General features: G+C 61.6%; 19 protein-coding genes and 1 pseudogene. 13 read left to right on the top strand and 7 right to left on the bottom strand.

Going from position 1 to position 20,954, the window contains the following annotated elements:
* The first annotated feature begins 28 nt into the window (after positions 1 to 28).
* The 4 genes from hmgA (at position 29) to BBF94_RS24200 (ending at position 4,796) form a co-directional block, all read left to right on the top strand.
* On the top strand, positions 29 to 1,324 hold the full coding sequence (gene hmgA, locus BBF94_RS24215) for a homogentisate 1,2-dioxygenase (protein ID WP_065261472.1): 1,296 nt from the start codon (positions 29 to 31) through the stop codon (positions 1,322 to 1,324).
* Between the two features lie 3 nt (positions 1,325 to 1,327).
* A complete protein-coding gene (gene fahA, locus BBF94_RS24210; RefSeq protein ID WP_065261471.1) occupies positions 1,328 to 2,632 on the top strand; it encodes a fumarylacetoacetase in 1,305 nt (434 codons plus the stop codon).
* Between the two features lie 12 nt (positions 2,633 to 2,644).
* On the top strand, positions 2,645 to 3,280 hold the full coding sequence (gene maiA, locus BBF94_RS24205; protein WP_065261470.1) for a maleylacetoacetate isomerase: 636 nt from the start codon (positions 2,645 to 2,647) through the stop codon (positions 3,278 to 3,280).
* 145 nt (positions 3,281 to 3,425) lie between these two features.
* Complete coding sequence (locus BBF94_RS24200) at positions 3,426 to 4,796, top strand: MFS transporter (RefSeq protein ID WP_065261469.1); 1,371 nt, start codon at positions 3,426 to 3,428, stop codon at positions 4,794 to 4,796.
* A gap of 51 nt (positions 4,797 to 4,847) precedes the next feature.
* Here the strand turns inward: BBF94_RS24200 and BBF94_RS24195 are convergent, their stop codons facing one another.
* The gene (locus tag BBF94_RS24195) at positions 4,848 to 5,651 is read right to left on the bottom strand and encodes a transglutaminase family protein (RefSeq protein ID WP_065261468.1); all 804 of its coding nucleotides are present in this window, start codon (positions 5,649 to 5,651) and stop codon (positions 4,848 to 4,850) included.
* Positions 5,652 to 5,834: 183 nt separating this feature from the next.
* On the opposite strand from BBF94_RS24195, the gene BBF94_RS24190 reads away from it, so the two are divergent.
* Positions 5,835 to 6,854 carry a Glu/Leu/Phe/Val dehydrogenase family protein gene (locus tag BBF94_RS24190; RefSeq protein WP_065261467.1) on the top strand — a complete coding sequence of 340 codons (1,020 nt, stop codon included), beginning with the start codon at positions 5,835 to 5,837 and terminating at the stop codon, positions 6,852 to 6,854.
* 153 nt (positions 6,855 to 7,007) lie between these two features.
* Here BBF94_RS24190 and BBF94_RS24185 read toward each other — a convergent pair.
* Positions 7,008 to 7,265 (bottom strand): annotated as a pseudogene (locus BBF94_RS24185) (YebG family protein); the annotation flags it as partial.
* Positions 7,266 to 7,558: 293 nt separating this feature from the next.
* On the opposite strand from BBF94_RS24185, the gene BBF94_RS24180 reads away from it, so the two are divergent.
* Entirely contained in the window at positions 7,559 to 8,059 is a 501-nt protein-coding gene (locus tag BBF94_RS24180) for a phosphate-starvation-inducible protein PsiE (RefSeq protein ID WP_065261465.1), read from the top strand.
* On the opposite strand, the gene BBF94_RS24175 is transcribed toward BBF94_RS24180, so the two are convergent.
* The 3 genes from BBF94_RS24175 to BBF94_RS24165 all read right to left on the bottom strand — a co-directional run bounded on the left by BBF94_RS24175 (position 8,056) and on the right by BBF94_RS24165 (position 11,314).
* Positions 8,056 to 8,373 (bottom strand): DUF3509 domain-containing protein, encoded by a 318-nt coding sequence (locus tag BBF94_RS24175; protein WP_065261464.1) that lies wholly within the window; start codon positions 8,371 to 8,373, stop codon positions 8,056 to 8,058. The genes BBF94_RS24180 and BBF94_RS24175 overlap by 4 nt on opposite strands.
* A 199-nt stretch (positions 8,374 to 8,572) precedes the next feature.
* Positions 8,573 to 9,874, bottom strand: a complete 1,302-nt coding sequence (locus BBF94_RS24170) for an HAAAP family serine/threonine permease (protein WP_065261490.1) — start codon at positions 9,872 to 9,874, stop codon at positions 8,573 to 8,575.
* A gap of 63 nt (positions 9,875 to 9,937) precedes the next feature.
* Entirely contained in the window at positions 9,938 to 11,314 is a 1,377-nt protein-coding gene (locus BBF94_RS24165) for an L-serine ammonia-lyase (protein WP_065261463.1), read from the bottom strand.
* Between the two features lie 135 nt (positions 11,315 to 11,449).
* On the opposite strand from BBF94_RS24165, the gene BBF94_RS24160 reads away from it, so the two are divergent.
* The 6 genes from BBF94_RS24160 to BBF94_RS24135 all read left to right on the top strand — a co-directional run bounded on the left by BBF94_RS24160 (position 11,450) and on the right by BBF94_RS24135 (position 17,676).
* On the top strand, positions 11,450 to 12,397 hold the full coding sequence (locus BBF94_RS24160; protein WP_065261462.1) for a LysR substrate-binding domain-containing protein: 948 nt from the start codon (positions 11,450 to 11,452) through the stop codon (positions 12,395 to 12,397).
* Positions 12,398 to 12,597: 200 nt separating this feature from the next.
* The gene (locus BBF94_RS24155; protein WP_065261461.1) at positions 12,598 to 13,005 is read left to right on the top strand and encodes an HPF/RaiA family ribosome-associated protein; all 408 of its coding nucleotides are present in this window, start codon (positions 12,598 to 12,600) and stop codon (positions 13,003 to 13,005) included.
* A 212-nt stretch (positions 13,006 to 13,217) separates the two neighbouring features.
* Positions 13,218 to 13,523, top strand: a complete 306-nt coding sequence (locus BBF94_RS24150; protein ID WP_065261460.1) for a DUF3649 domain-containing protein — start codon at positions 13,218 to 13,220, stop codon at positions 13,521 to 13,523.
* A 66-nt stretch (positions 13,524 to 13,589) separates the two neighbouring features.
* Positions 13,590 to 14,156 carry an RNA polymerase sigma factor gene (locus BBF94_RS24145; RefSeq protein ID WP_065261459.1) on the top strand — a complete coding sequence of 189 codons (567 nt, stop codon included), beginning with the start codon at positions 13,590 to 13,592 and terminating at the stop codon, positions 14,154 to 14,156.
* The gene (locus tag BBF94_RS24140) at positions 14,153 to 15,142 is read left to right on the top strand and encodes a FecR family protein (RefSeq protein WP_065261458.1); all 990 of its coding nucleotides are present in this window, start codon (positions 14,153 to 14,155) and stop codon (positions 15,140 to 15,142) included. Before BBF94_RS24145 ends, BBF94_RS24140 begins: the two co-directional genes overlap by 4 nt.
* 104 nt (positions 15,143 to 15,246) lie before the next feature.
* On the top strand, positions 15,247 to 17,676 hold the full coding sequence (locus tag BBF94_RS24135) for a TonB-dependent siderophore receptor (RefSeq protein ID WP_065261457.1): 2,430 nt from the start codon (positions 15,247 to 15,249) through the stop codon (positions 17,674 to 17,676).
* A 65-nt stretch (positions 17,677 to 17,741) separates the two neighbouring features.
* Here the strand turns inward: BBF94_RS24135 and BBF94_RS24130 are convergent, their stop codons facing one another.
* Positions 17,742 to 18,617 carry a helix-turn-helix domain-containing protein gene (locus tag BBF94_RS24130; RefSeq protein WP_065261489.1) on the bottom strand — a complete coding sequence of 292 codons (876 nt, stop codon included), beginning with the start codon at positions 18,615 to 18,617 and terminating at the stop codon, positions 17,742 to 17,744.
* A gap of 142 nt (positions 18,618 to 18,759) precedes the next feature.
* Here BBF94_RS24130 and BBF94_RS24125 point away from each other — a divergent pair, with 142 nt between their 5' ends.
* The gene (locus tag BBF94_RS24125) at positions 18,760 to 19,662 is read left to right on the top strand and encodes a DMT family transporter (RefSeq protein WP_065261456.1); all 903 of its coding nucleotides are present in this window, start codon (positions 18,760 to 18,762) and stop codon (positions 19,660 to 19,662) included.
* A 52-nt stretch (positions 19,663 to 19,714) separates the two neighbouring features.
* Here BBF94_RS24125 and BBF94_RS24120 read toward each other — a convergent pair whose 3' ends face one another.
* Positions 19,715 to 20,689 (bottom strand): 2-hydroxyacid dehydrogenase, encoded by a 975-nt coding sequence (locus tag BBF94_RS24120; protein WP_065261455.1) that lies wholly within the window; start codon positions 20,687 to 20,689, stop codon positions 19,715 to 19,717.
* Positions 20,690 to 20,954: the final 265 nt, after the last annotated feature.

The raw sequence follows: 20,954 nt of genomic DNA, 5'->3' as shown, positions 1-20,954 counted from the left end.
CATGCCGACTCCCTGTTCAGGAGGCTCCATGAACCTCGATTCAGCCCTGGCTTACCAGTCCGGTTTCGGCAACGAATTCAGCTCCGAAGCATTACCGGGCGCACTGCCCGTCGGCCAGAACTCCCCGCAGAAAGCCCCATACGGTCTCTACACCGAACTGTTCTCCGGCACCGCATTCACCATGACCCGCAGCGAAGCGCGGCGCACGTGGATGTACCGGATCCAGCCGTCGGCCAATCACCCGGCATTCGTCAAACTGGAGCGGCAACTGGCGGGCGGTCCGTTGGGCGAGGTCACCCCCAATCGCCTGCGCTGGAACCCGCTTGAAATCCCGGCCGAACCGACCGATTTCATCGACGGTCTGGTGAGCATGGCGGCCAACTCCGCTGCCGAAAAACCGGCCGGCATCAGCATCTACCACTACTGCGCCAACCGTTCGATGGAGCGGGTGTTCTTCAATGCCGACGGCGAGTTGTTGCTGGTGCCGCAACTGGGGCGTCTGCGCATCGCCACCGAACTCGGCGTGCTGGACGTGGCGCCGCTGGAAATTGCCGTGTTGCCTCGGGGCCTTAAATTCCGCGTCGAACTGCTCGATGCGCAGGCACGCGGTTACATCGCCGAAAACCATGGTGCGCCGCTGCGTCTGCCGGACCTGGGACCGATCGGCAGCAACGGTCTGGCCAATCCACGGGATTTCCTGACCCCGGTCGCCGCCTACGAAAACCTGCAACAACCCACTACGCTGGTGCAGAAGTTCCTCGGCCAGCTGTGGGGCACCGAACTCAATCATTCGCCGCTGGACGTGGTCGCCTGGCACGGCAACAACGTGCCGTACAAATATGACCTGCGCCGTTTCAACACCATCGGCACCGTCAGTTTCGATCACCCGGACCCGTCCATCTTCACCGTGCTGACCTCGCCGACCAGCGTCCACGGTCTGGCCAACCTCGACTTCGTGATCTTCCCGCCACGCTGGATGGTGGCCGAGAACACCTTCCGTCCGCCGTGGTTCCACCGCAACCTGATGAACGAGTTCATGGGCCTGATCCAGGGCGAATACGACGCCAAGGCCGAAGGTTTCGTGCCCGGCGGCGCGTCCCTGCACAGTTGCATGAGCGCCCATGGCCCGGACGGCGAGACTTGCACCAAAGCCATCAACGCGGACCTGAAACCGGCCAGGATCGACAACACCATGGCCTTCATGTTCGAGACCAGTCAGGTGTTGCGCCCAAGCCGCTTCGCCCTCGACTGTCCGCAACTGCAATCCACTTACGACGCCTGCTGGGCCACGCTGCCCGCCACGTTCGACCCGACCCGGAGATAACCCATGACTCAGAATTCCATCACCCGCAGTTGGGTCGCCTCGGCCAACGGCCACGCCGATTTCCCGTTGCAGAACCTGCCGCTGGGCGTGTTCAGCATCGACGGTTCGGCGCCGCGTGCTGGCGTGGCGATTGGCGAACATATCTTCGATCTGCAAGTGGCGCTGGAGGCCGGGCTGTTCGACGGCGTCGCGCGCCGTGCGGTCGAAGCCATGCACGGCGGTCAGTTGAACGCCTTCTTTGAACTCGGTCGCGACGCCCGCGTCGCTCTGCGTGAGCGTCTGCTGGAACTGTTCAGCGAGGGCAGCACCCATCGCGGCAACATCGAAGCCCAGGGCGCAAAACTGCTGCCGTTGGCTGCCGATTGCCAGATGCATCTGCCAGCGCGCATCAGCGATTACACCGACTTCTACGTCGGCATCGAGCACGCGCAGAACGTCGGCAAACTGTTCCGTCCGGACAATCCGTTGCTGCCGAACTACAAACATGTGCCGATCGGCTATCACGGTCGCGCATCCACCGTTCGCGCCTCCGGTGCCGACGTGCGCCGTCCGAAAGGCCAGACCCTGCCGGCCGGTGCGAGCGAGCCGACCTTCGGCCCGTGCGCGCGGCTGGACTATGAGCTGGAACTGGGAATCTGGATCGGTCAGGGCAACGAAATGGGCGAGCCGATTGCCATTGGCGATGCCGCCGAACACATTGCCGGTTTCTGCCTGCTCAACGACTGGTCGGCCCGTGACATCCAGGCCTGGGAATATCAGCCGCTCGGTCCGTTCCTGTCCAAGAGCTTCATCACCAGTGTCTCGCCATGGGTGGTAACCGCCGAAGCGCTGGCGCCATTCCGCACTGCGCAACCGGCCCGTCCGCAAGGCGATCCGCAGCCGCTGCCGTATCTGCTCGACAAGCGCGATCAGGATGGCGGTGCTTTCGACATCGAGCTGGAGGTGCTGCTGCTCACCGAGAAAATGCGCGAGCAGAACCTGCCGGCCCATCGCCTGACCCTGAGCAATACCCGCTACATGTACTGGACCGTTGCGCAGATGGTCGCGCACCACAGCGTCAACGGTTGCCAGTTGCAGGCCGGTGACCTGTTCGGTTCGGGCACTTTGTCCGGACCTGAAAACGGTCAGTTCGGCAGCCTGCTGGAAATCACCGAGGGCGGCAAAAAGCCGATCGAACTGGCCTCCGGTGAAGTACGCAAATTCCTTGAAGACGGCGATGAAATCATCCTGCGTGCTCGCTGTGCCCGCGAAGGTTTCGCCTCGATCGGCTTCGGCGAATGCCGTGGCACCGTGCTGGCGGCACGCTGACAGGAGCGGCTCATGGATCTCTATACCTATTACCGTTCCACCTCGTCGTACCGGGTGCGGATCGCACTGGCGCTCAAGGGGCTCGACTATCAGGCGTTGCCGGTCAATCTGATCGCACCACCGGGTGGCGAGCATCGGCAACCGGCGTATCTGGCGATCAACCCCCAGGGCCGGGTGCCTGCCTTGCGCACCGACGATGGCAAGCTGCTGATTCAGTCGCCGGCGATCATCGAATACCTGGAGGAGCGTTATCCACAAGTGCCGTTGTTGCCCGAAGACCTCGTTGCCCGCGCACAGGTGCGCGGCGTGGCGGCGGTGATCGGTTGCGATGTGCATCCGCTGCACAACGTCAGCGTGCTCAATCGCCTGCGCGGTCTGGGCCACGACGAGCCGCAGGTCAACGAGTGGATCGCTCACTGGATCGGTCAGGGTCTGGCGACGGTGGAGCAGTTGATCGGCGACAGCGGCTTCTGTTTCGGCGAGTGGCCATGCGTGGCTGATGTGTATCTGATTCCGCAGTTGTACGCGGCCGAGCGTTTCAACGTTTCGCTGGAAGCATATCCACGGATTCGTCGGGTGGCAGCGCTGGCCGCCGAACATCCGGCGTTCATCGCGGCGCATCCCGCGAACCAGCCGGACACGCCGTAATTCCTGCGGGAGCGAGCTTGCTCGCGAAGAGGGAGGGTCAGCGCCAGCAATGTCGCCTGACTGACCGCTTTCGCGAGCAAGCTCGCTCCCACAATAGATCTGCGCTGTGACCAAAAAATCATAAAAACAAAACAGGTACCTTGCGATGCACAACCAGATTGCCAGCTTCCGGGCGGCACTCGACGCCCGTCCTGTATCCCGCTTTCAGTGGTTGCTCCTGATCCTTCTCGCCTTGCTGCTGGTCACCGACGGCTATGACGCCCAGGTGCTCGGTTACGTGGTGCCGGCGCTGGCGCAGGACTGGGGGCTGGAGAAATCGGCGTTCGGCCCGGTGTTCAGCGCCAACCTGCTCGGTCTGACACTCGGTTCGCTGGCCGTGACGCCACTGGCCGACCGTTTCGGCGTGCGGCGGATCTTGCTCGCGTGCGTGCTGATCTACGCCAGCCTAACTGTGCTGATGGTGTTTGCCGACTCCCTGAATACGTTGATGGTCGCGCGCTTCATCTGCGGTATCGGCATGGGCGGTGCGATGCCCAGCGCCATGGCGTTGATGTCGGAGTATTCACCGCCGCGCCTGCGTACGCTGATGGTGACGCTGGCGGCGTGCGGTTTCTCTTTCGGCGGGGCGGCGGGTGGTTTTGTTGCGGCCGGATTCATCGACCGTTTTGGCTGGCAGACAGTGTTCCTCGCTGGCGGTGTCACGCCGTTGCTGCTGTTTCCGTTTCTCTGGTGGATGCTGCCGGAATCCCTGCCGCGCCTGCTGCGCGATGCACCGCCGTATGCGCGCCTGCGCAAGGTCACCGCGAAAATGTTGCCGGACTGGCAACCGCCCGCCGCGTCGCTCGAGCAGAATGAGCGGGAGCAGGGTAGCAAACTGACCGTGGTGGAGTTGTTCCGCAACGGTTATGCGCGCCCGACGTTACTGATCTGGTCGACTTTTTTCGTCAGCCTGATCCTGCTGTATTTCATGATCAGCTGGCTGCCGTCGCTGCTGCTGGAAAGTGGCCTGAAACTCAACGAAGCGAATCTGGTGACGTCGATGTTCCTGTTCGCCGGTACGTTGGGGGCGATCTGCATGGCGTGGTTCGCCGACCGATTGAAAAGCAAGGTGCGTCTGTTGTCCGCTGTGCTGGCGGGCGCGGCGCTCTGTGCGATTCTGCTGGGCCTCAATCACGACAATCCGCGTTATCTGGTGGCCTGTGTATTTGCGGCTGGCTTCTGCATCATCGGCGGGCAACTGACGCTGAATGCGTTCGCCAGCAATTTTTATCCGGCCCACGTGCGCGCCACCGGCACCGGCTGGGCGCTGGGAGTAGGTCGTTTCGGGTCGATTCTCGGGCCGTTGTTGGGCAGCCTGCTGCTGGCAATGCACATCCCGGTGCAGCAGATTTTCTTCTTCTGCGCGATCCCGGCAGTGATGGCGGCGTTGTTGATCATTCAGGTGCGTTCGCCTTCGCAGCTTGCGCAAAATCCTGTGGGAGCGAGCCTGCTCGCGAAGAACGATAACGCGGTTTGATAGAGAAACCGTGTCGGCGGATTCGCGAGCAGGCTCGCTCCCACAAAGGCGTCAGTGGACGACTGAGTTCGGCGGAAGATGCCCCAGCCGCTCCGTCAGGCGAAGCCGCTGAATCGGGTCTTCGCTGAGCAGCAATGCGTGTTCGAGGTCGAAACGTTCGGCGTTCGGGCAATCGAGACGCTGATACAGACTGGCCCGGGCCAGATAGTCGGCGGCGCTGGCGTTACCCAGTTCGAGCACGCGTTCGGCATCGATCAGTGCCGCGATGCAGTCATCGTGGGTCAGGTGCAACTGGCGCAGATTGCGCGACAGGCGCTGCAGCATCTGCAGCGGTGTGGCAGTCAGCAGGTGATCGGCGTTGAGCTGCATCTGCTGGCCGTACTGACGATGCAGCAGTTCGCGGCAGTCGTTGGGATACAGACGTCTTCCGCCGCAAGGGTCGAGCAGGTGATCGGCGCCCGGAACCTTCAACAGGAAATGCCCGGGGAAATTCACGCCAACCAGTGGAATCTTCAGGCCCCGCGCCAGCTCCAGTGCAATCAGCGCCAGCGCCAGGGGTTGCCCGCGACGGGTCTGCAGCACCTTGTTCACCAGCGCCGCCTGCGGGCGCAACGGCGCAAAATCGTCTTGCGCGAAACCCAGCTCGACCATACGCCGCAGCAACGGTTGCGCCAGTTCGCTGACCGGTAACAACGGCAAGCCAAAACTCACCCGCTGTTGCAGGTCGATGAAGTCCTGCAACAGCGCATCCGGATCGACGTGTTTATCGTGTTCGGCAGCCATCCACAGCGCTGCCTCCAGCAGTGCGGGCGGTGAACGGTGCAGACAGTCGAAAAAACGTTGGCGCGCACTCATCGGAATCTCCGGGGGATGCCTCGTTTTAGCCCTGTCTCCGTCATTCGTCCAGTGCTGGAGTGCTCTGCCATCGGGTTATGCCGCCACGCACTGAGCGTGAAGTCGCTTATTCCGGTGCGCTTCAGCAATTTTTACGCGCAAGCCTATACTGGCGACTACCAGAAGTGATTCGGGAGCCTGCCGATGTTCGCTCTCATGCAAAGCACTCGCCTGGAATCGCTGCACCTTAGCGTTGATCCGGTTAGCGGATTGAAGGCGGTGATTGCCATCCATAACAGTCGCCTCGGGCCAGCCCTGGGCGGATGCCGTTATCTTGCTTACCCGAACGACGAAGCTGCGGTTGCGGACGCCGTACGCCTGGCTCAGGGCATGAGCTACAAGGCTGCGCTGGCCGGCCTGGCCCAGGGTGGTGGCGTCGCCGTGATCGTGCGGCCGGCCCATGTGGAGAATCGTGGCGCGCTTTTTGAAGCCTTCGGCCGGTGCATCGATCAACTCGATGGCCGCTACATCACCGCCATCGACAGCGGCACTTCGGTGGTGGACATGGACTGCATCGCCCAACAGACCCGGCATGTCACCAGCACCACCTCCGCTGGCGACCCGGCGCCCCATGCCGCGATGGGCGTGTTCACCGGAATCCGCGCCACGGCCATGGCGCGGCTGGGCAGCGACAATCTCGAAGGCCTGCGCGTGGCGATTCAGGGGCTGGGCAATGTCGGTTACGCCCTGGCCGAACAACTGCATGCCGCGGGCGCCGAACTGCTGGTCAGCGACATCGACCACGGCAAGGTGCAACTGGCGATGGAACAGCTCAATGCGCATCCGATCGCCAACGACGCTTTGCTCAGCACACCGTGCGACATCCTCGCGCCATGCGGCCTGGGCGGCGTGCTCAACAGCCACACCGTCACTCAGTTGCGCTGCTCGGCGGTGGCGGGGTCGGCCAACAATCAGCTGACGCATCTGGACGTCGCCGATCAACTGGAACGGCGCGGCATTCTGTATGCGCCGGATTACGTGATCAACGCCGGCGGGCTGATCTATGTGTCCCTCAAACATCGGGGCGAGGAACTGACCACCATCACCGCGCACCTGTCGAAAATCAGTTCAAGGCTGACCGAAGTGTTTGCCCACGCCCAGGCGGAAAAACGTTCGCCGGCGCGGGTGGCGGACGAACTGGCGGAGAAGGTGTTGTACCGCTGAAGTTTTTCCGGACATGAAAAAGCCCCTGAGTCCTTCAACTCAGGGGCCATTCAATTCAGCTGTCGATTACTTGGCAGCTTTCGCCGCCTTGGCGGGTTTGGCGGGCGCTTCTGCCGGGTCAGAGGCTTCTGCTGTCTCGGTTGCCGCAACCGGTGCCGACGGTGCGTTGATCAGTTCCGACAGGGCATCAGGCTGGCTCTTGAACGCCCGGGCGAACACATCGCGGTTCTTCGCCATGAAGATCCCGACTTCTTCCACCTGCTGCTCGCTCAACGACGGAACGGCTTTTTCCAGTACTTCGGCCAGCAACTCGGCCAGTTCGAGCATTTTGTCATGACGGTCAGCTTCGGCTTTATCCATGAACAAGCGCTCCAGATCTCGGCTGCTGCGGTATACCACTTCGACGGCCATTCACCACCTCACATGCCTTCACATTGGTTTGTCTTTGTGACTACTGTATTTATATACAGCGAAAAGGATAAGCGAATCCCTGCGCCTTGGGTAGTGGCTTTTTAATTTAGACCGGATTCGGATTTTGTCAGCCCGTCGGCTGCGCGCGGGTGCGACCAAACGCCACGGCGCGGGTTGCGCGGCGTCTCGCCATGATGGCGTGGCCTCTTTTCTGCATGCCACCGCATGCGTGCGCAATAACCGTCACGTCCAGCGTGCAACATCCGCTCGAACCGGGCTAAGGAACCTTCATCGTGAAAATCAACTGGGCCGAGAAACTGCGGCAAAACGTGCATCAACTGGCCGAGTCCCTGGGCAACCTGTTCGTCGAGACCTTCCACTATCTGGCACTGTTCGCCATCGGTGCCGTGACCGCATGGGCGGCAGTGGTGGAGTTTCTCGGTATGCTCGAGCAAGGGCACATCAAGATCGATGACATCCTGTTGCTGTTCATCTATCTGGAACTGGGGGCGATGGTCGGGATTTATTTCAAGACCAACCACATGCCGGTGCGCTTCCTGATCTACGTCGCGATCACCGCACTGACGCGCCTGTTGATCTCCAACGTCTCGCACCACAATCCGCCGGACATGGGCATCATCTACCTGTGCGGCGGGATTCTGCTGCTGGCGTTCTCGATTCTGGTGGTGCGTTACGCCTCGTCGCAATTCCCTTCGGTGAAGATCGAGAAACCGCAACGCAAGCTCGGGGCGGGTTCCGGTGAACACCCCGAGATCGAGAAGGGCGAACTTTAAAGACCGATCGATGGCCGATGCTGGCCGTTGGCCGGGCGCGGTGGCGGATTGAGTCCGTCGCCGCGGGTCATGGCTTCGAGGATCGCCATGGCGCTGTGGCCCTGTTCGATGGCAATGCCGAACTGGATGCTTTGCACCAGTCGCTTCAGGCGTTCGGGGTCGTTGCGCTGATCGGCGCTGATCATGCGTTTGGCGACGATCCGGCCGCCGCTGGAAAGGGTCAGCATGATGCTGCCGTCGAGCCCCTGGATGCTCAGATTGATCTGATAGTCCGGCGCGAAGGCATCGGTAATGATCTGAAAAGGATTGTCCATGATGCGTCACCGCCTGATTGAACGTGCAGTTGTTGACCGGCCGTGATCGGGTTGGTTCGCCAAACCTGACCATTGACCCTTCCGTGGTCCTGTCTCCTTCAGCGACAAAGCAAGGGACATGCCGGGAGTATTGGCGAACAATGAAACCGGTAAAAAAGAAGGCGAGCCCATGGCTCGCCTTCTTCGTTTACGGCCCGTTTCAGGGCAGAACCGAGTAGATGATCGCCGACAGTGCAATCAGGCCGATCAGCACCACGAACACATTGGAGACCTTGCCCGAATACTGGCGCAAGGCTGGCACTCGGCGGATGGCGTACATCGGCATCAGGAACAGCAGGCAGGCAATCACCGGCCCGCCGAGGGTTTCGATCATGCCCAGGATGCTCGGGTTGAAGGTCGCCACAGCCCAGCAGCTGAGGATCATGAACAGCGCGGTGGCGCGATTCAGCCAGCTCGCCGACACCACCCGGCCGCGACCGCGCAGGCTTTTGACGATCATGCCCTGGAAGCCTTCGCTGGCGCCGATGTAGTGGCCGAGGAAGGATTTGGTGATCGCCACCAGCGCGATCAGCGGCGCGGCATAGGCGATGACCGGGGTCTGGAAGTGGTTGGCCAGGTACGACAGGATCGAAATGTTCTGCGCCTTGGCCGCCGCCAGATCCGCCGGCGACAGAGCCAGAATGCAACTGAAACAGAAGAACATCACGGTCACCACCATCATGCCGTGGGCCATGGCGAGGATGCCGCTGCTCTTGCGCTCGGCCTGCTCGCCGTAACGCTGTTTCTGCTCGACGGCGAAGGCGGAGATGATCGGCGAATGGTTGAACGAGAACACCATGACCGGGATTGCCAGCCACAGGGTTTTAATGAACACCGATATTTGCATCGGTTCCTGGGCACTGGCGAAGAAAGCACCGTTCCAGTTCGGAATCAGGCTGATGCCGAGCAACAGCAGCGCGGCGACGAACGGATACACCAGCACGCTCATGGCTTTGACAATCACGCCTTGACCGCAACGGACGATAGCCATCAGACCGAGGATCAACGCCAGCGACAGCACCGCGCGCGGCGGCGGGGCGATGTGCAACTGGTGTTCCAGGAAGCTGCTCAGGGTGTTGGTCAGCGCCACGCTGTACACCAGCAGGATCGGGAAGATCGCAAAGAAATACAGCAGCGTGATCAGCTTGCCGGCGCCGATGCCGAAGTGTTCTTCCACCACTTCGGTGATGTCACCGGAACGACCCGACAGCACGAAACGGGTCAGGCCCCGGTGCGCGAAGAAGGTCATCGGGAACGCCAGCAACGCCAGGATCAGCAATGGCCAGAAGCCGCCGACACCGGCGTTGATCGGCAGGAACAGCGTGCCGGCACCGATGGCGGTGCCGTACAGGCCGAGCATCCAGGTGGTGTCGAATTTGCTCCAGCCCTTGTGGGTGGTTTCTTTGCTGCGTGTGCGGTCTACAGCGGGATTTTCGGCAGCAGGTGTGCGTACATCGGTCATCATTTTTGCCTCGTTATTATTCTTGCTCGGGCTCACGTGTTACAGGCGGTCAGGGAGTGCTCCTCAGCACTCCACCCAGCTCACGGCCAGGCCGCCCCGTGAAGTCTCTTTGTATTTGTCATGCATGTCGGCGCCGGTATCGCGCATGGTGCGGATCACCCGGTCGAGGGAAATGAAGTGTTTGCCGTCGCCGCGCAGGGCCATTTGCGTCGCGTTGATCGCCTTCACAGCGGCGATGGCGTTGCGCTCGATACACGGCACTTGCACCAGCCCGCCGACCGGGTCACAGGTCAGGCCGAGGTTGTGTTCCAGACCGATTTCGGCGGCGTTTTCCAATTGCTCCGGGGTGGCACCGAGCACTTCGGCCAGGCCGGCGGCTGCCATTGCGCATGCCGAGCCGACCTCGCCCTGGCAGCCGACTTCGGCACCGGAGATCGAGGCGTTTTTCTTGCACAGGATGCCGACGGCGGCCGCACCCAGAAAGAACGCGACCACGTCGTCGTCCGACGCATCCGGATTGAATTTCATGTAATAGTGCAGGACCGCCGGAATGATCCCGGCGGCGCCATTGGTCGGTGCAGTCACCATGCGCCCGCCGGCGGCGTTTTCTTCGTTGACGGCGAGGGCATACAGGTTGACCCATTCCATGGCGGACAGGGTTGAACTGATGACATTCGGCTTGCCGATTTCCAGCAGGCTGCGGTGCAATTTCGCTGCGCGACGCGGAACATTCAGACCGCCCGGCAGGACACCTTCGTGACGCAGGCCGTGTTCGACGCACTCGCGCATCACCGACCAGATGTGCAGCAGGCCCTGACGGATCTCGGCGTCGCTGCGCCAGGCCCGTTCGTTGGCCATCATCAGTTCGGACACCCGGAGGTTGTGCTGCTTGCAAAGCGCCAGCAGTTCCACAGCACTGGAAAAGTCATAAGGCAGTTCAACGTCACCGGCTACAGCCGCCCCGGACTCGACTTGCGCCGCCTCGATGATGAAACCGCCACCGACCGAGTAGTACGTCTGTGTGAACAGCTCGGCGGATTCGCCAAAGGCTGTCAGCGACATGGCGTTGGGGTGGTAGGGCAGACTCTCGTCCAGAAGCAGGAGATCGTGCTGCCAGTTGAAGGCAATGTCTCTCTGACCGGCCAGACGGAGTTGGCCGGTTTCCCGCAGTCGCTGGATGCGTGGGTCGATGGTCGACGGATCGATGCTGTCCGGCCATTCGCCCATCAGGCCCATGACCGTGGCGCGGTCGGTGGCATGGCCAACACCGGTGGCCGAAAGCGAGCCATACAAGCGGATTTCCACACGGCGCACGTCGTTCAGCAAATGCTGGTCGATCAGGGTCTGGGCGAAGGTGGCGGCGGCACGCATCGGGCCGACGGTGTGGGAACTGGACGGGCCGATGCCGACTTTGAAGAGATCGAAAACACTGATAGCCATGCTAAAGCCTTACAAGCAATGGAGTAGGAATCGCCGCCATTTTTTGTAGGACAAGCGCAATGTCGGCGATACTGCCTACCTCGCTTCGGCGTGACTAACGAAACTTCCTAAGTAAGCCTTTAGCAGGACTAAACCATGAGCCGTCAATTGCATGCCCAGACTTACGTCTGGCTGCAGGTGTTTTCCTGTGCCGCGCGGCACCTGTCGTTCACCCGCTGTGCCGAAGAACTGCACATCACTCCGGGGGCGGTCAGCCAGCAAATCCGACAACTGGAAGAGCGCCTGGGCTTTCGGCTGTTTCACCGTCGCGCGCGGGGTGTGGAACTGAGTGCGGAAGGGCAGCGACTGGCGATCACGGTCAACGAGGCTTACGGCAGCATCGACGCGGAATTGCGTCGGCTCGATGCGGGAATGATCAGCGGGATCCTGCGGGTGCGTTCGATTCCGTCGTTCCTCAGCAAATGGCTGACCCCACGGCTGCCGCGCCTGCAACAGCGCTACCCGGACATTCAGTTGCGGCTGGTGGCCGAGGACAGCAGCGTGCCGTTGCATGAAGGGGATTTCGACCTGGCCATCGATTTGAACGACGGCAGCTATCCGGGCCTGTTATCCACAGCCTTGCTCGACGAGCAGATTTTTCCGGTGTGCGCGCCGAGCCTGCTGCGTGGCCGACCGCCGCTGCACGGACCGGCGGATCTGGTGCATTTCCCGTTGTTGCACGACATCACGGCGTGGCGCGGCAGTTATGAATATGCGGAGTGGGAGTTTTATCTGAATGCTGTCGGTTTCGAGGGCGCCGACGTGCGGCGGGGACATACGTTCAATCGCAACCACCTGACCATCGAAGCGGCGATTGCCGGTATGGGCGTGGCGATTGCCCGGCGCACGCTGCTCAACGACGAGCTGGAGCGGGGCACCCTGATCGTGCCGTTCGGGATTTCGGTGCCCAATCACAAACGTTATGTGTTGCTCTACGCGCCGGGGGCCCTGAGCCATCCGGGCGTGCGCGCGGTGCATGACTGGCTGGTGGAGGAAGCGGAGATTTTCCGTGGCCTGCACCCGTTGAGTGATGGCCAATTGTGAGCGGATTTTTCAAGGCTTCGGGGCGACCCGACTCCCGACCTTACCAGCGCTTTGCGCGGTTGTCCGGCTTTTTTTGCGTATGAATATTTATCTTTTTTCAGGGGTTGAAATGTTCGTCACACGGGCCGATTGTTGTCATCAAGAGGTCACGAAATCCTGTTCAAGGCCTCTTGCGAGCTAGCTGAAATAAGGGATGAACTATGCAAATCCAAGTCAACAGCGACAACCATATTCAAAGCAGCAAACGACTGGAGGAGTGGGTACGTACAACCATTGAGAGCACGCTCGACCGTTATGAGGAAGACCTGACCCGTGTCGAAGTCCATCTGAGCGACGAGAACGGTGACAAACCGGGTCCCCATGACCTGCGCTGCCAGCTGGAAGCGCGGCCGAAAGGCCAACCACCGATTTCCGTGACCCACAAGGCCGACTCGCTGGAGCTGGCGCTCGAAGGTGCCGCGGAAAAACTCGAACATGCGCTGGAGCACAAGTTCGGCAAGCTGCGCGGCAAGCCACGTGCGAATGTAGTGCCGCTTCAGGGCAAGGCCAATGACCGGCTGCTGGAGGAAGAGTTTCTGGAGAACGAACAGGCAGCGATCAACAGTTGATCCGCTGATTTTCCAAGCCACCCGATGAGAACGGGCCTGCCATTGCAGGCCCGTTTTGTTTTCAGCGCCGATCAGAGCGCCAGGGAAGCCGCTCATCGAGCGAAAGAGTGCCAGCAATCAGACTCTTTTGCGTATGAGAATATTTATCATTAAAATCTCTGTCCTGTTGTCTCGGTCTGTTGACCGGGCGTTAACCGTTTCAGGGCCGAAACATGAAAGCCAAATTCGCCGCACTTCCAATGTCCTATCGTCTGGCCGTTACTTCGCGATTGCTCGCAGCGGTGTTCGGCGGGTATCTGCTCGCGGCGCTGGCCAGTCTCACGTTAGCCCTGTGGTTGCCGCTGAACCGCACTGAAGCAGTCGTGACCGGCATGACGGTCTGGTTCCTCGTCTATCTGGTGGCGGTGCTCTGGTGTTTCGCCTGCCGCAGCGCATGGGCGGCGTGGGTCGGCCTGTTGGTGCCCAGCGTGATTCTGGCGACGATCTCCGGCGCCGCTCGTGGCCTGGGGTACGCATGAAAGAGGGTTCAAGGCAGGCAATGCCCGCCCCGCTGTCGCTCCCTGTCGCAGAGTTGTTGAACTGACATGCTGATCAGCCATCCCCCCGAGCCCCGCGAAGATGAACCCCACGGCGCCCGTGCACATTTTCTGCAGGTGTTTTTGTCCCAGCGCTCGCAAATGGAAGCGTTGGTGAGCCGCCGCGTCGGTTGCCGGGCGACGGCGGCGGATCTGGTTCAGGATCTGTTCCTGCGTTTCTGGCGCCGGCCGCTGGTGCAGGTCGAGGAACTCGGCACCTATCTGTTGCGCTGCGCCGGCAACATCGCCATCGACCATTTGCGCAGCGAGGGCACGCGGGTGCGGGTCAACGAAGGCTGGCAGCCGGATGAACCGGACAGCAGCGCCAGCGAACCGCAAGCCGCACTTGAAGCAGGCAATGATCTGCGCCACGTCGAAGCGGCCCTGCGTGCCTTGCCCGAACGCACGCGGCAGATCTTTTTGCTCAATCGCATCCACGGGCGCAAGTACGCCGAGATCGCCAAAGTCATGGGCCTGTCCCAAAGCGCCGTGGAAAAACATATGATGCGCGCCCTCGAGGCCTGCAAGGCCAGTCTGCGCGAACCCGCGCCACGCCTGCCAGGGAAAGCACCGTGAATCACTCCCACCGCATTACCCCGACGCCCGCGCAGGAGCAAGCGGCCCTGGCCTGGCTGAGCCTGTTGCATGATCGCCCAAGCACCGGCGATCAACTGATCTTCAGCCAATGGCTGCATGCCGACCCGGCACATGCCGAGGCCTACGCCCGGGCGCAGGTCATCTGGGAGTTGAGCGAAGGCCCGGCGCGCACGCTGGCTGACGAAGACGCGTCCGCTCTGCAGGGCTATCTCGAAGCGATGGATCGACCACGTCGTCCACAGGTCCGGCGTTGGGCCGCAGCGCTGGCGATGGCGGCCTGCCTGTTGTTGATGATCAGCCTCGGCAGCGGTTGGCAGCCGCAGCGCTGGATCGATGATCTGGGCGCCGATTACGTTTCGGCTCCAGGCGAAATCCGCACAGTGACACTGGCCGATCAGTCCCGGGTCACGCTGGACGCCAACAGCGCCATCGCCGTGGATTTCAGCCATGGCGAGCGCCATGTGCAATTGCGTCGGGGCGCGGGATTTTTCAGTGTAGCCCATACCGGGGAGCCGTTCGTGGTCGAGGCCGAAAAGGGCCAGGCTCGGGTGCTCGGCACGCAGTTCGAAGTGCGCCTGCAGCCACACGGGGCACAAGTCACCGTTCTTTCCGGTCGCGTTGGTGTGACGGCGTTGCGGGATGCCCAACAGCAGATTCTCACCGCCGGGCAACAAGTGGCGTACGGCGAAGGATCCGCGCAACAACTGCACGCCGTGGACAGCGAAGCGCAACTGGCCTGGCGTCAGGGCTGGCTCACCTATTACCAGTCGACCCTGGCTGATGTGGTGCAGGATCTGCGGCGCTATTACCCGGGACGGATTGTGCTGCTCAACGATGAGCTGGGTGCGCGCAAGGTCAGCGGAAGCTTTCCGTCCAGGGATCCGCAAGCGGTGCTGAATTCTCTGCAAGGGGTACTGGGGTTCGAGCAGCATCAGGTGCTGGGCAGGCTGATTATCCTGCGCTGAAAATATTTTCAGATTTGTGGTGAGGTAAATCCCGACGCCATTCGTGTATTGACTGAAACTGCGAGTCATTCGCATCCGTTGCGGTTCTACACAGGTCATGAGCAATGAAGTCCAGGGCAAAATCGGGTTCGGTCAAACAGTGGTTCGGTGCCTCGGCACTGGGTTTTGCGGCGCTGGCATGGCTGCCGATGAATGTGGCGCAGGCCGCTGAAAGCAACAGCTCTCAGCCACAGAAACAGTTCAGTTTTTCCCTGGCCGCCAAACCGCTGCCACAAGCCTTGAGTGACTTCAGTCGTGTGACAGGCCAGAGTGTGGTCTACACCGTCGAAGCGCCCTACGGCCTCAACGCGCCGGCGGTCAATGGCCAGATGAGTGCCGAACAGGCGCTGCAACGCCTGCTCGGCGGTTCCGGCCTGACCTTCCGCCGCACCGACAGCCATACCCTGACAATCGAGCCCCAGCCCACCGACGGCGTACTGAACCTCGGTGCGACCACCATCACCTCGATGGAAAATCAGCCGCTGAGTTACCAGCCACCGGAAACCAGTTCGGTGATGCGCTCCTCGGCCTCACTCCAGGAAGTTCCCCAGACCGTCAACGTGATCCCCGCGCAGGTCATTCGCGATCAGGCGCCGCGCAATCTCGATGACGCGCTGGCCAACGTCAGCGGCATCACCCAGGGCAACACGCTGGGCAGCACCCAGGACTCGGTGATGACCCGGGGCTTCGGTGACAACCGCAACGGCTCGATCATGCGCGACGGCATGCCGGTGGTGCAGGGCCGTGGCATGAACGCCACCGTGGATCGCGTCGAAGTGCTCAAGGGCCCGGCCTCGCTGCTGTACGGGATTCAGGACCCGGGCGGGGTGGTCAACATGGTCAGCAAGAAACCGGAGTTGACTCAGTACAACGCCGTCACCTTGCGCGGCTCGACCTACGGCGACGGCAAGAACGGCAGCGGTGGGTCGTTCGACAGTACGGGTGCGCTGGGCGATTCCGGGCTGGCCTATCGCATGGTGCTGGATCATGAGGACGAAGATTACTGGCGCAACTTCGGTACCCACCGTGAAAGCCTGATCGCCCCGTCGCTGGCCTGGTACGGCGAACGCACCAGACTGCTGTTCGCTTACGAGCATCGGGAATTCCTGACGCCGTTCGACCGTGGCACCCTGATCGACCCGCGCACCAACCATCCGCTGGACATTTCGCGCAACGAACGCCTGGACGAGAAATTCAACGACATGGAGGGGCGCTCGGACCTCTACCATTTCGAGGCCGACCACGAACTCAACGACGACTGGAAAGCCCATTTCGGCTACAGCTGGAACCGCGAAACCTACGACGCCAGCCAGGTCCGCGTCACGGCCATCGACACCAAAAAGGGCACCCTGACCCGCAGCATGGACGGTACTCAGGGTGCGATCAGCACCGACCGTTTCACCACCGCCAGCCTCGAAGGCAAGGTCAAGGTGCTGGGCATGCAGCATGACCTGGTGTTCGGCGTCGACGACGAGTACCGCAAGATTTACCGCGCCGACCTGATCCGCCAGAAAAGCCTGAGCACCTTCAGTTACGTCAATCCGGTCTACGGTCGTGAAGTTGCCGGCTCCACTGTCAGCCCGGCGGACAGTGCGCAGACCGATCTGCTGCGCAGCGACTCGGTATTCCTGCAGGACTCGATTCACCTCAACGATCAGTGGATTCTGGTGGCCGGCGGGCGCTTCCAGGAATACGACCAGTACGCCGGCAAAGGCGTGCCGTTCAAGGCCAACACCGACAGCAACGGGCAGAAGTGGGTGCCGCGCGCAGGTCTGGTGTATCGCTACACCGACGCGCTGTCGTTCTACGGCAGCTACACCGAATCATTCAAACCGAACTCGACCATCGCCCCGCTGAGCGGCAGCAGTACAGTGCTCGACGGCAGCATCGCGCCGGAAGAAGCCAAGTCCTGGGAGCTGGGCGCACGTCTCGACATTCCGGGACGCGTCACTGGCAACATCGCCCTGTTCGATATCAAGAAACGCAACGTGCTGGTGGCCAACGCCGAAGGCCCGACCACGATCTACAGTGCCGCCGGTGAAGTGCGTTCCCGTGGTCTGGAAGTAGACCTGACCGGCCAGCTCAGCGACCGCTGGAGCATGATCGGCAGCTACGCCTACACCGATGCCGAGGTCACCGAAGATCCGGACTACAAGGGCAACAAGCTGCAAAACGTGGCGAAGAATACCGGCTCGCTGTCGGCGGTCTACGACTTCGGCAGCGTGATCGGCGGCGATCAACTGCGGGTCGGCGCCGGTGCGCGGTACGTCGGTGAGCGCGCAGGCAACGCAGTGAATGATTTCGAGCTGCCGAGCTACACCGTGGCCGATGCGTTCGCCACTTACGACACCAAAGTGGAAGGGCAGAAGGTCAAGTTCCAGCTCAACGTGAAGAACCTGTTCGACCGCACTTACTACACCTCGGCGGCCAGCCGGTTCTTCGTGTCGATGGGCGATTCGCGGCAGATTTCGTTGTCGAGCACGCTGGAGTTTTAAGGAAAGATCAAAAGCCCCTCACCCTAACCCTCCCGAAACGTCGGACCGCCCGGAGGGAGAGGGACTCAACGCAAAAACGCCTGGCGATACTCGCCGGGCGTTCCACCCAGCACCTGGCGAAAGCGGTTGGTGAAGTGGCTGGCACTGGCGAACCCGCATGCCAGGGCGATCTCCCCCAACGGCAACGCCGTCCCGCGCAACAACTCCCGCGCCCGGCTCAAACGCCGCGCCAGCACATATTGATGTGGCGGCAGGCCGAAGCTCACCCGAAACATCCGCGCAAAGTGATATTCCGACAATGCACACAATCCCGCCAGTTGCCCGAGGCTGATCGGCTCGGCCAGCTGGTTGTCGATGAACTCCACCAGTTGCCGACGCTGATGCGGCGCCAGTCCCCCCTTGAGACGCAAGCCCTCACGCACGCCGACCTGGCTGAGCAAGGTATGGCTGATCAATTCGTGGGCCAGGCTGCTGGTCAGCAGACGTTCGCCGGGCTCGTCCCAGTTGAGGGTGAGCAACTGGCGAAACCGTCGGGCCTGTTGCGGGTCTTCCAGAAAGGTCTTTTCGCGCAACTGCATTTCCCGGGGCTCGCGATCCAGCAGCGTGACGCAACCCAGGGCAAATTGTTCGGCGCTGAAATACAGGTGGGCCAGCCGGATATCACCGTTGATCACCCAGCCCGACTCGTGATCGGCCGGCAGGATACAGAGCTTGTCCGGCCCACCTTTCTGCCCGGGTTTATCGCGACGGAAGGTGCCGGTGCCGCCGGCGATGTAGCAGGATAGGGTGTGATGGCTCGGCGCTTCATAATCCTGGGCATCGTGGTGGTTGGTCCACAGGGCTGCGGACAGGCCATCGCCCAGCTCGGCGCTGTGCACAAGACGTGCGTTCGGCGAGCTGTTCAACGCTTGAAAGACTTGCAGGGTATCGATGGCGGCCATGGTCAGTCGGTTCTCTTCAACGCCTTGCATCCTACTCCCTGGATTTCGCGCTGCCAGCCTGCGCGCCGAGAAAAGCGCAAGTTTATGCAAGCGCAGGTTGAGGGCGGGGCGGACACTGAAACCCAATCAAGGAGTGTCTGCCATGAACCTGTCGTTGTATTTGCTGACCGTACTGATCTGGGGCACCACCTGGATCGCCCTGAAATGGCAACTGGGCGTGGTGGCGATTCCGGTGTCGATCGTCTATCGCTTCGGCCTCGCCGCGCTGGTGTTGTTCGCGCTGTTGCTGCTCAGTCGCCGTCTGCAACCGATGAACCGGCGCGGGCATCTGATCTGTGTGGCGCAGGGTTTGTGCCTGTTCTGCGTCAACTTCATGTGTTTCCTGACCGCCAGCCAATGGATCCCCAGCGGTCTGGTGGCGGTGGTGTTTTCCACCGCGACCTTATGGAACGCGCTGAATGCACGAGTGTTCTTCGGCCAGCGCATTGCGCGCAATGTGCTGATGGGCGGGGCGCTGGGGCTGTTTGGCCTGGGCCTGTTGTTCTGGCCGGAACTGGCCGGGCATCACGCCAGCCCGCAAACCCTGCTCGGTCTTGGTCTGGCGCTGTGCGGCACCCTGTGTTTTTCGGCCGGCAATATGTTGTCGAGCCTGCAACAGAAGGCCGGTCTCAAGCCGCTGACCACCAATGCCTGGGGCATGGCCTACGGTGCGGCGATGCTGTCGGTGTGGTGTCTGGTCAAAGGCATTCCGTTCGAAATGGAATGGACGTCGCGCTACATCGGCGCGCTGCTGTATCTGGTGATTCCGGGTTCAGTGATCGGTTTTACCGCCTACCTGACTCTGGTAGGCCGCATGGGGCCAGAGCGCGCGGCCTATTGCACGGTGCTGTTCCCGGTGGTGGCGCTGAACGTTTCGGCCTTTGCCGAGGGCTACCAATGGACAGCGCCGGCGTTGGTGGGATTGGTGCTGGTGATGCTGGGCAATGTGCTGGTGTTCCGTAAACCCGGGGTCCCGGTATTGCCGGGTCACGGCAAGCTGGCCTGAGGGTTCTGCTGACAAAAGGGGCAGGCGTCCGGCGACGTCTGCCCCTTTTTAATCAGCCTTTCCAGACCTGCGGATTGACCAGATCCTGCGGCCGCTCGCCCAGCAGGGCGCTGCGCAGGTTGGCCAGTGCACGGTCGGCCATGGCTTCGCGGGTTTCATTCGTGGCCGAACCGATGTGCGGCAAGGTCACGGCGTTTTTCAGCTGGAACAGCGGCGATTCGCTCAACGGCTCTTTTTCGTAGACGTCGAGACCGGCGCCGCGAATGCGGTTGTTCTGCAGCGCTTCGATCAGGGCTGGTTCGTCGACCACCGGGCCACGGGAGATGTTGACCAGAATCGCTTCCGGCTTCATCAGCGCCAGCTCGCGATGGCTGATCAGGTGGCGGGTCTTGTCGCTGAGCGGCACCACCAGGCAAACGAAATCGGCTTCGGCCAGCAGTTGGTCAAGGCTGCGGAACTGCGCGCCGAGTTCCTGTTCCAGTCCGGTCTTGCGGCTGTTGCCGCTGTAGATAATCGGCATGTTGAAACCGAAGCGCCCGCGACGGGCGACGGCGGCGCCGATGTTGCCCATGCCGACGATGCCCAGGGTCTTGCCATGTACGTCGCAACCGAACAGCGGTGCGCCGACGCTGGCCTGCCATTGGCCGGCCTTGGTCCAGGCATCCAGTTCGGCGACACGGCGGGCGCTGCTCATGATCAGGGCGAAGGCCAGGTCGGCGGTGCTTTCGGTGAGCACGTCCGGGGTGTTGGTGAGCATGATTGCGCGTTCGTTGAAGTAGGCCAGGTCGTAGTTGTCGTAGCCGACGGAGACGCTGGAGACCACTTCGAGTTTCGCGGCGTTTTCCAGTTGGGCCTTGCCGAGTTTGCGACCGACGCCGATCAGGCCGTGGGCGTGGGGCAGGGCTTCGTTGAACTGGGCGTTGATGTCGCCGTTCTTTGGATTCGGGACGATGACGTCGAAGTCCTGTTGCAGGCGTTCGATCATGGGTGGGGTGATGCGGCTGAAGGCCAGGACTGTTTTTTTCATTGGCATTGGGCTCGGCTGTTCTGGGTTGCCAAGCAAGCTAACATTTCTGTTTTGGGTTGTCTTGGCGGCCTCTGGGCCGACCAGACTTTTGGGGTTTTGAGTGAATATCCGTTTCTGCGGGTGCACCCGCTGGCGGTTTCGCTTTTACAGCGAGTCACTTTGGCAAACGCCCCAAAGTAACCAAAACGCTGGGCCCCGGCGTTCGGCACCTCGCTGTGGCTCGGTGTTCCTTCGTTCCGGGATTGATCCGGGGGCATCGCCTACG

The sequence above is a fragment of the Pseudomonas bananamidigenes genome (genome assembly GCF_001679645.1).
Lineage (GTDB): Bacteria > Pseudomonadota > Gammaproteobacteria > Pseudomonadales > Pseudomonadaceae > Aquipseudomonas > Aquipseudomonas bananamidigenes.
This window is presented reverse-complemented; position numbering and strand designations above follow the sequence as displayed.

Bases quoted from the DNA above. Each gene is read 5' to 3' on its own strand.
- BBF94_RS24135 (WP_065261457.1), top strand. From the start codon at position 15,247: ATGAAGTCCAGGGCAAAATCGGGTTCGGTCAAACAGTGGTTCGGTGCC.
- BBF94_RS24155 (WP_065261461.1), top strand. From the start codon at position 12,598: ATGCAAATCCAAGTCAACAGCGACAACCATATTCAAAGCAGCAAACGA.
- BBF94_RS24160 (WP_065261462.1), top strand. From the start codon at position 11,450: ATGAGCCGTCAATTGCATGCCCAGACTTACGTCTGGCTGCAGGTGTTT.
- BBF94_RS24200 (WP_065261469.1), top strand. From the start codon at position 3,426: ATGCACAACCAGATTGCCAGCTTCCGGGCGGCACTCGACGCCCGTCCT.
- BBF94_RS24195 (WP_065261468.1), bottom strand. From the start codon at position 5,651: ATGAGTGCGCGCCAACGTTTTTTCGACTGTCTGCACCGTTCACCGCCC.
- BBF94_RS24190 (WP_065261467.1), top strand. From the start codon at position 5,835: ATGTTCGCTCTCATGCAAAGCACTCGCCTGGAATCGCTGCACCTTAGC.
- BBF94_RS24165 (WP_065261463.1), bottom strand. From the start codon at position 11,314: ATGGCTATCAGTGTTTTCGATCTCTTCAAAGTCGGCATCGGCCCGTCC.
- maiA (WP_065261470.1), top strand. From the start codon at position 2,645: ATGGATCTCTATACCTATTACCGTTCCACCTCGTCGTACCGGGTGCGG.
- BBF94_RS24170 (WP_065261490.1), bottom strand. From the start codon at position 9,874: ATGACCGATGTACGCACACCTGCTGCCGAAAATCCCGCTGTAGACCGC.
- BBF94_RS24130 (WP_065261489.1), bottom strand. From the start codon at position 18,617: ATGGCCGCCATCGATACCCTGCAAGTCTTTCAAGCGTTGAACAGCTCG.
- hmgA (WP_065261472.1), top strand. From the start codon at position 29: ATGAACCTCGATTCAGCCCTGGCTTACCAGTCCGGTTTCGGCAACGAA.
- fahA (WP_065261471.1), top strand. From the start codon at position 1,328: ATGACTCAGAATTCCATCACCCGCAGTTGGGTCGCCTCGGCCAACGGC.
- BBF94_RS24150 (WP_065261460.1), top strand. From the start codon at position 13,218: ATGAAAGCCAAATTCGCCGCACTTCCAATGTCCTATCGTCTGGCCGTT.
- BBF94_RS24120 (WP_065261455.1), bottom strand. From the start codon at position 20,689: ATGAAAAAAACAGTCCTGGCCTTCAGCCGCATCACCCCACCCATGATC.
- BBF94_RS24175 (WP_065261464.1), bottom strand. From the start codon at position 8,373: ATGGACAATCCTTTTCAGATCATTACCGATGCCTTCGCGCCGGACTAT.
- BBF94_RS24125 (WP_065261456.1), top strand. From the start codon at position 18,760: ATGAACCTGTCGTTGTATTTGCTGACCGTACTGATCTGGGGCACCACC.
- BBF94_RS24145 (WP_065261459.1), top strand. From the start codon at position 13,590: ATGCTGATCAGCCATCCCCCCGAGCCCCGCGAAGATGAACCCCACGGC.